Origin of the sequence: Bacteroides sp. MSK.20.12 (assembly GCF_019052435.1) — a bacterium.
Lineage (GTDB): Bacteria > Bacteroidota > Bacteroidia > Bacteroidales > Bacteroidaceae > Bacteroides > Bacteroides xylanisolvens.
The window spans coordinates 1-14,647 of sequence record NZ_JAHQVH010000008.1 but is presented as its reverse complement, the minus strand read 5'-3'; the positions used below and the strand labels follow the sequence as shown (position 1 = coordinate 14,647).

The window sequence follows — 14,647 nt, the reverse complement described above, 5'->3', positions numbered from 1 at the left end:
AATCCCGCAGAATATGAAAAATAAATTATATATAGCAGCTTTGGCAGTATCTTCCATTACGCTATTGTCTTCTTGTGAAGATTTCCTGAACCTCAAATCAAAAACAGATATTACTACTGATTATCTGACCACCTCCCCTGACGGACTGTATCGCGCAGCGATAGGATTGTATAGCTTGGACAGAGAATTAGCCAAAGGAGACGGAAGCGGTGGTAGCAACCTCTACATAGTAACGATGTGTGATTACAGCACTGATATTATGGCTTTTCGTGCAGGAACAAGTACCGCGATCGCAAAACTACAAAATTTCATGCCCAATAACAGTGATGTAGAATCATTCTGGCAACACTATTATTTCATCATTGGCAAAGCCAATGAGATTATCACCGGAGCCGAACAACTAGGATTTGACGATCCTGTGACTACCCGAGCATGGGGTGAAGCTAAATTCTTCCGTGGACGTGCATATTTTGAACTATGGAAACGTTTTGAACGTCTCTATTTGAATACAATTCCTACTACAGTAGATAATTTGGAACGTGATTTTCATCCGGTTTCCACAGAACAGATATTTACTCAGATCAAGACAGATTTGGATGATGCTGTCAATGCACTCGAATGGGGAATACCCAATAATGACTATGGTCGTGTTACCAAAGCTACAGCCAAACACGTGAGAGCACAGGTGGCCATGTGGGAAAAAGACTATGATAAGGCAATTGAAGAGTGCGAGGATATATTCAGAGATGGAACAATGTACTCTATGATGTCCAAAACAGGGGATGTATTCAACAGTGCGGACATGCGTTCCGCCGAAGTTTTATGGTCTTATCAGTTCTCTGAAAATATGGGTGGAGGCGGAACCGGTACCCCATTGATGGGACACCGCGCCGCAATTATTACTACTACCCGTTCCCAAGCTAATCCGGATTGTACATTTGAAGCTGCCCAAGGAGGATATGGATGGGGACGTGTTTATCCAAACACCTATTTGTTCAGTCTGTATGATAAAGAAAAAGACAATCGTTATAAAGATCTTTTCATCCATACTTTTTACTATAATGACCAAAGTAAACCTAATTATGGACAGGAAATCCCTAAAGATTTATATGGTAAGGCGGCAGGTTATATGGAAAGACTGCACCCGATGTCAAAGAAACACTTTGACCAATGGACCAATGCGACACAACCAGACCGCACCAGCAGTTTCAAAGACCTGATTGTTTATCGCTTAGCCGAAACTTATTTGATGTGTAGTGAAGCCTATTTCCATCGTGATGGTGGCGACAGTCCCAAAGCTATAGAATACTACAACAAAACTTGGGAAAGAGCAGGTAATACTCATGAAAACGGTCCATTAACCCTCAATATGCTCCTAGATGAATATGCCCGCGAACTACACTTCGAAGGAGTACGCTGGTCATTGTTAAAACGTCTTGGTATTTTGGGCGAACGTGTTCGTCAACATGGAGGTGACCTTATGCTGGAAGACCCATATCTGGATAAAGACTATGCCGAATGTCGTCAGAACTTTGTATTAGGCAAGCATGAAACATGGCCTATTCCACAAACGCAGATTGACTTGATGGGAACTAATGTCTTTCCGCAAAGTGATCCTTGGAAATAAAAAGAAACTGATTTTAATTTATAAATCTGTAAAAGAATCGTAGTATGAAAAGACTAACATTGATTTCATTGATTCTGAGTATGATATTAACCTCTTGTAAAGAGTATGGTGAAGTAAGAATCATGCCTGAATTTAATAATAGCGGAACAGAGGTTGAACTCTACAAAAATGAAGGTTCCTCAAAAACAGTAGTAATATCCACTACAGCAAATGAAGTGACAGCTGACTACAATGCCAGCTGGCTCTCGGTAGATGCCAATAAACAACGTATCATCTATACAGCCCTTACGACTAACGAAACCGGTGAAGTGCGTTCTACCACCGTCAAGTTAAATACCGGAGAATTCTCTATGGAGGTGACGGTAAACCAGTTAGCGAAAGACGAGTCGGAAGTGAAGACATTAAAAGTCGGACAATTAACGGAAGATGGCCTTGGAATGATATTCTGGGTTGATCCGGATAATCAAGAAGCAGGGAAAGCCATTTCACTAGAACGTTGGGGCGGTAATCCGTTTGAAGCATCCATTAAATTGCACAATGCTTTCTCCATGGTAAATGGTATCGAAAATACAGCTCTGTATACTGATGCCGGCAACAATGACGCAGCTGCTCTATGCACAAATCTGGGAGAGGGATGGTATCTGCCTGCATCTGAAGAATTAGGACATTTGTTTGATATCTATAACGGAATAGCACGCGACAATGGATTTACAAATGCTACCCCAAATCAAATCAGTGATGCAGAAAAGGCTTCCCGTGCTACATTCGATAAAAATTTAACCGACCTTGGAGGAGCAGTAATAAACGCAGCCGCTGAAAACGGTAACGGAGAAAGTTACTGGTCGAGTACGGAAAACGAAGACGGACAGAAAGCACGCTATGTACGTTTTGGAAAATATGGAATGGATTATGGTGCCAAGACAGGTACAAGCCGTTTTGTACGTGCCATGAAAATAATCGGTGACTATAAATTCCCCGAAGAACCAGCGACCTTATCTGTTTCACCAATGCAGGTAGAACTGACAAGTGAAGAAGGGGCTACAGCAGATGTCACAGTTAGTACAAACAAACCGTCGTTTGCATACGTCATTGAAGGTAACGGCAATACATGGCTTTCTGCAGAACAGAATGGAGATAAAATTAAATTTACAGCTTTGTCTAAGAACAACAGTGACGAGGCTCGTACAGCCATCGTAACAATAACAGCCGGCAATGGTGATGCTCAAGCTACAGCGACAGTAACCATAAGACAACAAAAAGAACAGACGGAAGTTGCTGCTTTTCAAATAGGAGATTTTGTAAAAATGGATGGTGGTACAGAACTAGCTGAAGGCGGTATCGTATTTTGGGTAGAGGGTAACAATGCTAAAATTCTGTCTTTAAAGCGTAGCGCCACTGCCATAAATTGGGCTAACGAAGGATTTACAGACGCATTAGGTTTAACAGATCAGGAAGATGGTGAAGCTAATACTCAAAAGATGAGAGAGAGTGGCATAGCTGCTAATATTCCGATTCTGGAATATTGTAAAGACGGTTGGTATCTACCTGCAAGAAATGAAATGGAAGCGGTATTTAATGCATATAACGGCGGGCCTTCACAAAGTAGCGGGCTGAAGCCTGATGCTATCAAACAGGAAGAAAAAGATGCTCGGGCAGCCTGGGATAAAATCCTCACTGATAATGGAGGTGATGTTATGAATGTAAAGGCTGACAATACCGCTGGTGACAGCTATTTCACCAGTACGGAAGCGGATGATGCTTCAAAAGTATTCTATGTACGTTTCGGACAGTGGAATCCCGGTTTGACTGGTGCCAAATATGCCAAATCTCCTGCACGATATGTACGTTGTATTCGAAAAATTTCCAAGTAAAATCCCTTAAAGAAGACAATTATGAAAGTTTATTCATTCTATATCAAAGCATTGTTAGTTTGCCATGCCATACTCGCTTCATGTACAGATTATGTAGTGAAAGATCCTAATTTTATGCCACCGGATGTTGTTATTAATGACGACACAGGTAACAATGATATCATTGAAGGATTACCGACTCCCGGAGAAATGCAGCCTTACAGTCCTTCACTCTTAGGCAAACCTTATCGTCCTATAAAAGTTAAGTATTCCAATGAATTTCCACCAGTGACTAAATGGACGGAGAGTAATACCCGTATTGTCGCATACATGGGAGAATACAAACCTACCATTAAATCTGAAAGTGACTACAAAGCCATTACAAATAAGTATGGCAGTTTCATTTCAGGAACCAAACAACAGGCCACAGGGCGTTTTTATGTAAAAAAGGTGAACGGTCGTTGGTGGATTATCGACCCTGAAGGTTATCCACATTATGAGAGAAGTGTCACTTCCATGCGTTACGGTTCTTCGGCACGCAATAAGGAAGCATGGAACAAACGTTTTGGCACTGACGCCAAATGGATAGCAACATCACAAGCCGAATTGGCTAGTATCGGTTTTCACGGTACAGGAGCCTTTTGCACGAATACATATGGAAAGATTCAAACTCATAATTCTTCCATTCCTAATTCTCCGTTAACGTTGACTCCTTCATTCGGATTTTTAGGACAATTCAGATCGCAAAATGGTCATACTTATCCAGGCAACACTTCGGATAATGAATTGGGACTGGTGCTTTATGATGACTGGGCAGATTTTTGTAAGAAATATGTAAATACGTCTTTAGCTCCTTACTTGCATGATGCCAACGTATTGGGTTTCTTCTCGGACAATGAGATCAACTTCTCATCACAAAATTCCAGAATTTTAGACCGTTTTCTGGCACTTACAGATAAAACTGACGTAGCCTATCTAGCAGCAAAGAAATTTATGGATGAGAAAGGGGCAACGGGGGTGACTGATAACCTGAACAGTGAATTTGCAGGTCGGTTAGCCGAAATTTACTATAAAGGAGTAAAGGATGCCATTAAGGAAGCTGACCCGGACATGATGTATCTAGGTACACGCCTGCACGGTACTCCCAAATATATGAAAGATGTAGTGGCCGCCGCAGGTAAATACTGTGACATCATATCCATCAATTACTACAGTCGTTGGAGCCCGGAACTGGACTCATATGTTAAAAATTGGGGAGAATGGACAGATGCCCCATTCCTAGTTACCGAATTTTATACAAAAGGACAAGATTCCGATTTGAATAATCTATCAGGAGCCGGATTCACGGTTCCGACTCAGAACGATCGCGCATATGCTTATCAACATTTTACGCTGGGATTGCTTGAAGCAAAAAATTGCGTGGGATGGCATTGGTTTAAGTATCAGGATGACGACGGTACAGATAACAGCGGAAAACCGGCTAATAAAGGAGTGTATGACAATCATTATGAGATGTATCCTTACTTGGGCAAGTTTATGCAGGAAGTGAATTACAATGTCTATAATCTAATTGAGTATTTCGACAAATAGAATAAGTTTATAATAAAAGGAACAAGTATAAATCCTTTAAAGTGATGGTAATGAAAAATAGAAAGAAAATATTAATTATAAGTCTGACTCTGCTAGCCAGTTTTACCTGTGCGGCAGAGACAGTGACAAAGGGCATGAAGAAAGTCATTGATGACGCTCTTGATTTTTCTGTCAAACAATCAATGTCCATGTTCTATGAGATGAAAGATCAAAAAGGCATACTTCCGAGAACAGCGGAAAATGGCAAGATGATTACATGCGAATCTGCCTGGTGGACAAGTGGCTTTTATCCGGGTACCCTTTGGTATTGTTACGAATATAGTAATGACCCGCAGATAAGGGCTGCCGCAGAAGAGATGACTTCACGTGTAGAAAAACAGAAATATACAACCAGTAACCATGATGTTGGTTTTATCATCAATTGCAGCTTTGGAAATGGATATCGTCTCACGCACAATGAAACATATAGGAAAGTAATAGAGACTGCTGCAAAATCATTGTCGACCCGTTTTCATCCGGTAACAGGATGCACCCGTTCCTGGAATAGTAAAAAATGGCAATTCTCTGTTATCATTGATAATATGATGAATTTGGAACTACTCAACGTAGCTTCTTCCCTAACCGGAGACAACACCTATTATAATATGGCCAAATCGCATGCAGACCGGACAATGATTAATCATTTCCGTCCTGATGGAAGTTCATACCACGTGGTAAGCTATGACACGATTACGGGAAAAGTTCTGAATCAGGTGACACACCAAGGAGTAAACGATCAATCTTCTTGGTCACGTGGACAAGCATGGGGATTATATGGCTTTACAATGATGTATCGGCAGACTGGTAAAAAGGAGTATTTGGATCACGCTATTAAGATTGGTAAGTTCATTATGAATCATCCGCGTCTGCCTAAGGATAAGATTCCTTATTGGGATTTCGATGCTCCCAATATTCCCAAAGAAGACCGTGATGCCTCTGCTGGTGCCATCATGGCATCAGCCTATGTAGAATTGAGCACTTATGTAGAAGGGGAACTAAGCAAACAGTTCCTCACAATAGCCGAACAACAGATAAAATCGTTAGCTTCCCCTGCTTATCGCGCAAAAAAAGTAGGTGATAATAACCATTATATTATCAAACATTGTACGGGCTTCATGGCTAAACAATATGAAATTGATGCCCCTCTGACTTATGCAGACTATTATTTTATAGAGGCATTAATCAGATATAAAAAACTACTGGAAAATCGTCCGGTAGTTGAAACAATAACAGCTTTTTCGGAGAATTCGGACCGTTCTCTCTGGTTAAGTTCACTCCATCGCATTTCTTACCCGCTGTTAACGAATATGGCAAAAGGGGAACTTCGGAAGAATATGCCGGTGGAATCTATCGCTGCTGATATGCAAAAAAGAAAAGAAGTTACGCATTTGGAGGCTTTAGGAAGATTAATTACCGGGATCTCAACATGGCTGGAATTAGGACCAGACAATACAATAGAAGGCAAACTACGTGCTGAATATATTGATTTAGCCTTGAAATCCATTTCTAATGGAGTAAATCCACAATCTCCTGATTATCTGAACTTCAATAACGGACGCCAACCATTAGTCGATGCTGCATTTCTTGCTCACGGCTTGCTAAGAGCACGCACGCAATTATGGGACAAACTTGATAAAACGACTCAAGAACGAGTCATTAAGGAACTTAAATCATCGAGAGTGATAAAGCCTTCTGAAACCAATTGGTTATTTTTCTCAGCAATGGTGGAGGCTGCCTTGAAAGAATTTACCGGTGAATGGGAATATGAGCGTGTAAAATACGCTTGCGATCGTTTTGCACAATGGTATAAAGGGGACGGTTGGTATGGTGATGGCGCTGATTTTCACCTGGATTATTACAATAGCTTCGTCATACATCCCATGATGGTCGAAGTTTTGGAAATAATGAAAAAAAACGGTATAGAAAGCTCTATACCTTATGACCTTGAACTCGAACGTTATGCACGCTATGCCGAACAACAAGAAAGACTGATATCACCCGAAGGTACATTTCCAATAGTAGGTCGTTCATTGGCTTATCGATTCGGTGCTTTTCATGCATTGTCTGATGTTGCCTACAGAAAACTGCTTCCTGAAAGGGTAAAGCCGGCTCAAGTAAGATCCGCTTTATCCGCTATCATCAATCGTCAGGTTAATGCACCCGGAACATTTAATCCTGAAGGCTGGCTACGAGTAGGTTTTGCCGGATATCAACCCCATATCGGTGAGACATACATATCGACAGGCAGTCTGTATCTATGTACAGCCGTATTTATCGCTCTTGGTTTACCGGAGTCTGACGAGTTTTGGTCTTCTCCTTCTGCAGATTGGACCTGTAAAAAAGGCTGGGCCGGTGTTGATTTAAATGTAGACAAAGCCTTGAAAAAATAGGATAAAAAGAAGGAAATTCATGAAAAATATATTATCTATTTTATTTGTTGCAGTAGTTTTGTTTTCCTGCTCAGAAAATAAATCAGTAAAAAAACAAACTACCTTCTGTAATCCGATGAATCTGGATTATGGTTGGGGAAACTTTCAGACAAGAGAAAAGAAAGCCCGTTCCGCAGCCGATCCTGTTATCGTATTGTTTAAAAACAAATACTACTTGTTTACCACGATGGATATTGGTGGCTATCGCGTATCTGACGATTTAATCACATGGAAGAATATATACTTTAATCCGGAGGTAAAGACGTCCGCTCTTGATGTCGATCATTATGTAGCACCAGCCGTGGCAGCCGACGAAAACTATGTATACTTCGTTAATTTCACCAGAGACCGTACCAAGAAAACGGTAGATGTCATTCGCTCATCCGATCCAGAAAATGGGAAATGGGAAAAATGTGGTGAAGTAAGACGGATGGCCGATCCTTGTTTATTTATTGACAATGGACGCTTCTTTTTCTATTATGGTTTAGGTGGAACTCAATCTACTACTTTCTTCGAAGTAGATCCCACCACATTCAAAGAGATAGAAGGCTCAAAAAAGGTCTTGAGAGAATATGTAACAGATATCAATCAGTGCAAATCGGGCTATCATTTTGGACGTAGAGAGTTGTATGATGAAATTGACGCCTCTGCCTGGCTGGGAAAATTTTCCAAAGTACCATGTCCTGAAGGTGCATGGATTGTGAAGAACAAAAATAAATACTACCTGCAATATGCCACTCCAGGTACTATCTGCAATTGGTATTGTGATGTGGTTCTGGAAAGTGATAGTGTAAATGGTGGTTTTGTAGAACAACCTTATAATCCCGTATCTCTAAAAGTCGGTGGTTTTATCGGAGGAGCCGGACATAGTTGTGTATTTAAAGACAAATACGAAAATTGGTGGCAAGTCACCTCCATGTGGGTAGGTAATCATGACGAATTTGAAAGAAGAATAGGTTTATTCCCTGTTTCTTTTGATGATAAAGGAAGAATGAGAACCCATACTGTTTTAGGGGATTATCCCATGTCACTACCTCAAAAGAAATTCAATCCTCAAGATATTTCCGCTTTTGGCTGGATGCTCCAATCCTATCATAAAAAGAGTACGGCGTCTTCTTCATTACCGGGTTTCGAACCGGAAAAGGCAGTGGATGAAAATGTTCGTACCTGGTGGTCGGCTACAAGTGGCAAAGCAGGTGAATATTTCATAATGGACTTAGGCAAGAAGATTCGTATGAATTCCGTTCAGATAAACTTTGCTGAACAAGACATAAACCCTGATGCTCCCAAAGAAACAGATTATCACGCTTATAAGCTGTACGTATCCGACAATGGAAGAGATTGGAAACTAATAGTGGATAAATCAAAGAACATGGTTGCCATACCACATGAATATGTTGAATTCCCTAAGCCGATAGAAACTTCCTTTGTTAAAATAGAGAATGTCCATACTCCCAAAGAAGGCAAGTTTGCTTTATTGGATTTGCGTGTGTTCGGTTTCGGCTATTCGGACAAACCGGAAATAGTTAAAGAACTTTCAGTAAAAAGAAACAAAGACGACGAAAGATATGCTTCGCTTAGCTGGAATAAAGTATCCGATGCTGATGGTTATCTTGTTCGCTTTGGTTATCAGCCCGATTTTCTTAATCAATGTATCCAGGTCAAAGATAAAGAAACGACCGATTTACAGCTCCACATTCTTACCAAAGGCGTACAGTATCATTACCGAGTTGACAGCTATAATGACAGTGGAATTACAGAAGGCATCGTTATCTCTGAATAAAAAGATATGGACAAGAAACTGCTTATTTATCCCCTACTCTTTTCTGCCGGGCTATTGCAAGCCCGGCAGAAACCTAATGTTGTGATTATCTTCACAGACGATCAGGGTTACCAGGATCTTGGTTGTTATGGTTCGCCATTGATACAGACACCCTTTATTGACCGCATGGCAAAGGAAGGCATAAAGTTGACAGACTTTTACGTATCATCTTCCGTATCAAGCGCTTCACGTGCAGGACTTCTGACCGGCAGATTAAATACACGGAATGGAGTAAAGGGGGTATTTTTTCCCGAATCTGAAGGCATGCCTTCGGAAGAAATCACTTTAGCCGAAGCATTGAAAGAGCAAGGTTACACAACCGGTTGCTTTGGCAAATGGCATTTAGGTGATTTAAAGGGACATTTACCCACAGATCAAGGATTTGACTACTACTATGGGATACCATACAGTAATGATATGTATATCGGCCCTTCCCAGCAATTTGCTTCCAATGTAACCTTCAGAGAAGGATATAATTTGTCAAAAGCGAAAGAAGACCAGGAATTTGTGAGAACTTCCAGTAGAGCAGATATAAAAAAAAGGTTGAACAACGCTTCTCCACTATTTGAAGGAGATAAAATTATTGAGTATCCCTGCGACCAGTCTACTACCACCCGACGTTATTTTGATCATGCCATAGATTTTATAGAAAATAATCCGGAGCAACCTTTCTTCGTCTATATCACCCCATCAATGCCTCATGTACCGTTATTTGCCTCCGAGCAATTTAAAGGTAAAAGCAAACGAGGACTCTACGGTGATGTTGTAGAAGAAATTGATTGGAATGTAGGCCGTTTACTCGATTACCTTGACAAAAAGAAATTAGCAGAAAACACTTTAGTTATTTTCGCATCGGATAACGGACCGTGGTTGTCTTTCAAAGAAGACGGAGGTTCCGCTGAGCCATTACGAGGCGGTAAGTTCTCTTATTATGAAGGAGGCGTCAGAGTTCCTTGTATCATCCGTTGGAAAGGGAGTATACCTGCCGGTGTAACTAGTGACGCAATAGTTGCCAGCATCGACCTTTTCCCTACAATCATGCACTATGCAGGTTGCCAATCTTTCAAACAAAAGATTGACGGTATAAATATTTCATCCTTTCTCAAAAATCCTTCTCTACGGTTACGTGACGAATATGTTTATGTAAAAGGTGGTGAAGTTCACGGTATACGCAAAGGTGATTGGGTCTATTTGCCTAAAACAGGTAATAGTAAGTTCAAAAAAGGAGATGTCCCCGAATTGTTTAATCTAAAACAAGATATCGGAGAATCGAATAACCTTCATCTACAATATCCGAACAAAGTAAAAGAGCTGCAGGAAGTGATGAAGAAGTATCAATCAACTTCTACTATGCCATATTCACAAATACGTGATACTCTTAATAATGACAGACAATATTGGATTCAGACACTCGTAAAAATAGCTGATCCGGTGATAAGCAATCTTAGCAAAGACCAACTGAAAAAAAATATTCCTGTCGGGCGTTCGTCATCAGCTTTAGCCAGCAGTCGGGAGTTTATCACTCACATGGAGGCTGTAGGCAGAACCATCGCAGGAATAGCACCGTGGTTGGAACTCGGACCAGACAATACTCCGGAAGGCAAGCTACGTGAAAAATATATTAAAATGACGTGCAAGGCTCTGGCAAACTCTGTAAACCCGGAATCTAATGATTATTTCAACAGCACAGCTACCCGTCAGATATTAGTAAACAGTGCATTCTTAATACAAGGATTATTGCAAGCACCTACACAGTTATGGGGAAATCTGGATGACACCACCCGCAAAAGACTCATTGAACAGTGGAAATCGACCCGTACGATGAAACCGGGAAATAACAATTGGTTGTTATTTTCTGCCATGGTGGAGTGCGGATTAAAAGAATTTTCCGGAGAATGGAATTTTCCGACAGTAGAAAGAGCCTTGACTTCTCATAGAGAATGGTATAAAGGAGATGGCGTTTATGGAGATGGGGCAGATTTTCATTTAGATTATTATAATAGCTATGTTATCCATCCTATGTTACTGCAAATCCTGAAAGTGACAGTAAAACAGAGGCCGTCCTTCCAGTCATTTCTGAATGAAGAATGGATACGATTTATTCGTTATGCCGAAATTCAAGAGCGCATGATAGCTCCCGATGGCAGCTATCCGGTACTAGGCCGTTCTGTCAGTTACCGTTCAGCAGCATTCCAAGTTTTGGGAGCATGCGCCTTATTCGGAAAACTTCCGGAATCATTGAAGCCCGGACAAGTACGTGGAGCCATGACAGCCATGCTTAAGCGTCTTTTTGAACAGCCGGGGACTTTCGATAAAGAAGGTTGGCTGACGATCGGAGTTTGTGGTGAACAACCGGAACTAGGAGATATTTATCTGTCTACTCCTTGCGTTTATCTGTGCTCATTAGGCTTCCTGCCCTTAGGACTCCCTGCCAATGACCCTTTTTGGTGTAATCCAGTTGAACCATGGACAAGTATAAAAGCATTTGGCGGTATAGATTTCCCAATAGACAAGTTTATTAAACCATAAAATAAAATCATGAGATATAGTATTTTAATTGTTGCCTTTCTGATGTTTAATCTCACAGGTTATTCACAAACAACTTCAGGGCAGGAAGACAGGATATATTGGGTCAACATATTATCTCAAATTGCCGACCCATTATTGAATAGCATGAGTAAGGGAGAACTAAAGAAGAACATGCCTGTAGAAACGATCTCCGGTGTGCCTAATCCATCCAATGCACGTACCACTCATCTGGAAGCTTTAGGACGCTTGTTTGTAGGAATAGCTCCTTGGCTGGAACTCGGCCCGGACAATACACAAGAAGGACAAATACGTGAGAAATACATCCGCCTGATGATTGAGTCCATCAATCACGGATTCAATCCCCAATCTCCGGATTATCTGAATTTTACAGTCACCCGGCAACCTCTGGTAGATACTGCGTTCTTTTGCCAAGGACTGCTGCGTTCCCCGAAACAAATATGGAGTAAACTATCAGCTGAAACCCAAAAGAATATCCTGAACGCTTTACAACAAGTAAGTAAGATTAAGCCGGTAGAAAGTAACTGGTTACTCTTTTCTGCTATGGTTGAAGCTACCCTGCTGGAATTGACTGGTAAATGTAATATGCATCCCATAGAGTATGCCATTATGCGGTTCAAAGAGTGGTATAAAGGCGATAGTTGGTATGGTGACGGAATAAACTTACATATGGATTATTATAACAGTTTTGTCATTCATCCAATGCTCCTGGATATTCTGGAAATCATGCAGAAACATAACAAAGGCGAAACCGACTTTTATAAAAAAGAACAGCTACGTTTCTCCAGATATGCCGAACAACAAGAAAGAATGATTTCTCCGGATGGAGCATACCCTGTAATCGGCCGTTCTATAGCATACCGTTTTGGAACGTTCCATGTACTTTCAACAGCAGCTCTAAAAGATTTGCTACCAACTACCATTACCAAGTCACAAGTCCGATGCGGCCTAACTGCTGTTATAAAAAGGCACATGGCTATAAAAGGGAATTTCGACGAACATGGATGGCTGACTTTAGGGTTTGCAGGACATCAACCACAAATAGCTGAAAGATACATTTCTACCGGCAGCCTGTATTTATGCTCTACTGTATTCACAGCATTAGGGCTTCCGGTCACCGATGAATTCTGGAGTGCCCCTTATGAGGAATGGACAGGAAAAAAAATATGGTCAGGTAATCCCAATGTAAAACTGGACAAGGCCATAAAACTATAAAACCCTCTAAAACAGATTATATATGAAAAAGATTCTCTCCTTATTTTTAGTATCAATAAGTTGTAGCCTGAATGCTCAACAACTTTTTTCATCAAAGATGGAGAAAGAAGATATTACCAAAGTTTGTAATGCCGTATCCGAGTGGCAAATTACCCATCACAACGAAGTAAAACATAATCCACTGGACTGGACAAACGGCGCTCTGTATCGTGGAATGACAGAATGGGGAAAAGTCTCGGGAAATCAATCTTGCTATGACTTTGTCCGTACTATCGGCGAAAAGCATAAGTGGAATATGTGGGACCGTGTATATCATGCCGATGATATTTGTGTGGGGCAAGCATTCATCGAGATGTACCGCAGATTTGATGACAAACGTATGCTACAACCTGTAATGGAACGGGCTTATTACGTAGCTTCCCATCCTTCAAAAGCTACATTACAAAAAACGGATGCTATAGGAACAACGGAACGCTGGTCATGGTCGGATGCCTTGTTTATGGCACCTCCGGTTTATGCGGCTCTATATACAATAACCGGAGATAAAATCTATCTAAATTATATGGACAGTGAATATAAAGAATGTGTAGATTCACTATACGACAAAGAAGATCATCTCTTTTATAGAGACAATAAACGAATTCCTCTCCGTGAAAAAAATGGTAGTAAACAATTCTGGGGAAGAGGCAATGGTTGGGTATTTGCCGGCCTTCCTCTCATTATCGATAATCTACCTCTCAACTGCCCTTCACGTAACTACTATATCCGGTTATTTACAGAAATGGCAGAAGCAGTTCGCAAGACTCAATGCAAAGACGGGGATTGGCGTACCAGCTTACTAGATCCTGATTCATACAAAATGCCAGAGAATAGTTGTTCCGCCTTTATGTGTTTTGGTATTGCTTGGGGAATTCGCAATGGTTACCTGCCTCAACGAACTTACAAGCCGGTTCTTGAAAAAGGTTGGCAATCATTAGTAAAAGCTGTTCATTCTGATGGAAAGTTGGGATATATACAACCTGTTGGTGCCGCACCCAAAGCTGCCGGATTCGATGCAACAGATGTATATGGCGTAGGCGCTTTCTTATTGGCAGGAAGCGAATTATATAAATTGTCATGTACTTACCATTGATGTGATATCATCTCCCTTTATCATTATGTCCTACCGTCATTTATTATCAAACTGACCAACAGAATGTCCGGCAAGAATCCTGTCCAGACTTTCATCCACAACACCTATCATCTGAAGTTTGGATAATAAATGATAGTAGGAAGTTTTTCCTACTCCTTCTATTCTCAACAGACTTTTCCAACCTCTTCCCGATACGATTTCCAATAAGTCCTTTACCGTTCGAACATCTTGATTATACAAGACATTAGCCAGCCGAGTATCAGCTACTTTACAAACAGGCAATTGAAGTATCCACTCTTCCTGCCCAACATTTATATTCTTATTATTGTCTGCCAAGGATAAAAAACGAGCATCGATAGCACGCTTTCGATAAGTAGCCAATATATCTTTCTTCAA

At 40.9% G+C, this 14,647-nt stretch carries 9 protein-coding genes and 1 pseudogene; 9 read left to right on the top strand and 1 reads right to left on the bottom strand.

Annotated features, from left to right (window positions below):
• The first annotated feature begins 13 nt into the window (after positions 1-13).
• The 9 genes and pseudogenes from KTR06_RS06185 (at position 14) to KTR06_RS06150 (ending at position 14,251) form a co-directional block, all read left to right on the top strand.
• A complete protein-coding gene (locus KTR06_RS06185) occupies positions 14-1,627 on the top strand; it encodes a RagB/SusD family nutrient uptake outer membrane protein (protein WP_217290072.1) in 1,614 nt (537 codons plus the stop codon).
• 44 nt (positions 1,628-1,671) lie between these two features.
• Positions 1,672-3,498 carry a BACON domain-containing protein gene (locus tag KTR06_RS06180; protein ID WP_217290071.1) on the top strand — a complete coding sequence of 609 codons (1,827 nt, stop codon included), beginning with the start codon at positions 1,672-1,674 and terminating at the stop codon, positions 3,496-3,498.
• Between the two features lie 21 nt (positions 3,499-3,519).
• Positions 3,520-5,067: a hypothetical protein gene (locus KTR06_RS06175; RefSeq protein WP_004313499.1), complete on the top strand. Its 1,548-nt coding sequence runs from the start codon at positions 3,520-3,522 to the stop codon at positions 5,065-5,067.
• Positions 5,068-5,111: 44 nt separating this feature from the next.
• Positions 5,112-7,496, top strand: coding sequence for a DUF2264 domain-containing protein (locus tag KTR06_RS06170; RefSeq protein WP_117809946.1), 2,385 nt, complete (start codon positions 5,112-5,114; stop codon positions 7,494-7,496).
• A gap of 19 nt (positions 7,497-7,515) precedes the next feature.
• Positions 7,516-9,318, top strand: coding sequence for a family 43 glycosylhydrolase (locus tag KTR06_RS06165; protein ID WP_217290070.1), 1,803 nt, complete (start codon positions 7,516-7,518; stop codon positions 9,316-9,318).
• Between the two features lie 6 nt (positions 9,319-9,324).
• Positions 9,325-10,677, top strand: a pseudogene (locus KTR06_RS24725) (sulfatase); the annotation flags it as partial.
• 30 nt (positions 10,678-10,707) lie between these two features.
• On the top strand, positions 10,708-11,886 hold the full coding sequence (locus KTR06_RS24720; protein ID WP_009038800.1) for a DUF2264 domain-containing protein: 1,179 nt from the start codon (positions 10,708-10,710) through the stop codon (positions 11,884-11,886).
• Between the two features lie 9 nt (positions 11,887-11,895).
• The gene (locus KTR06_RS06155; protein ID WP_217290068.1) at positions 11,896-13,119 is read left to right on the top strand and encodes a DUF2264 domain-containing protein; all 1,224 of its coding nucleotides are present in this window, start codon (positions 11,896-11,898) and stop codon (positions 13,117-13,119) included.
• A 22-nt stretch (positions 13,120-13,141) separates the two neighbouring features.
• Positions 13,142-14,251, top strand: a complete 1,110-nt coding sequence (locus tag KTR06_RS06150; protein ID WP_008641054.1) for a glycoside hydrolase family 105 protein — start codon at positions 13,142-13,144, stop codon at positions 14,249-14,251.
• A 36-nt stretch (positions 14,252-14,287) separates the two neighbouring features.
• On the opposite strand, the gene KTR06_RS06145 is transcribed toward KTR06_RS06150, so the two are convergent.
• On the bottom strand, positions 14,288-14,647 hold a 360-nt coding region (locus tag KTR06_RS06145), incomplete at its 5' end, for a hypothetical protein (RefSeq protein ID WP_254306398.1).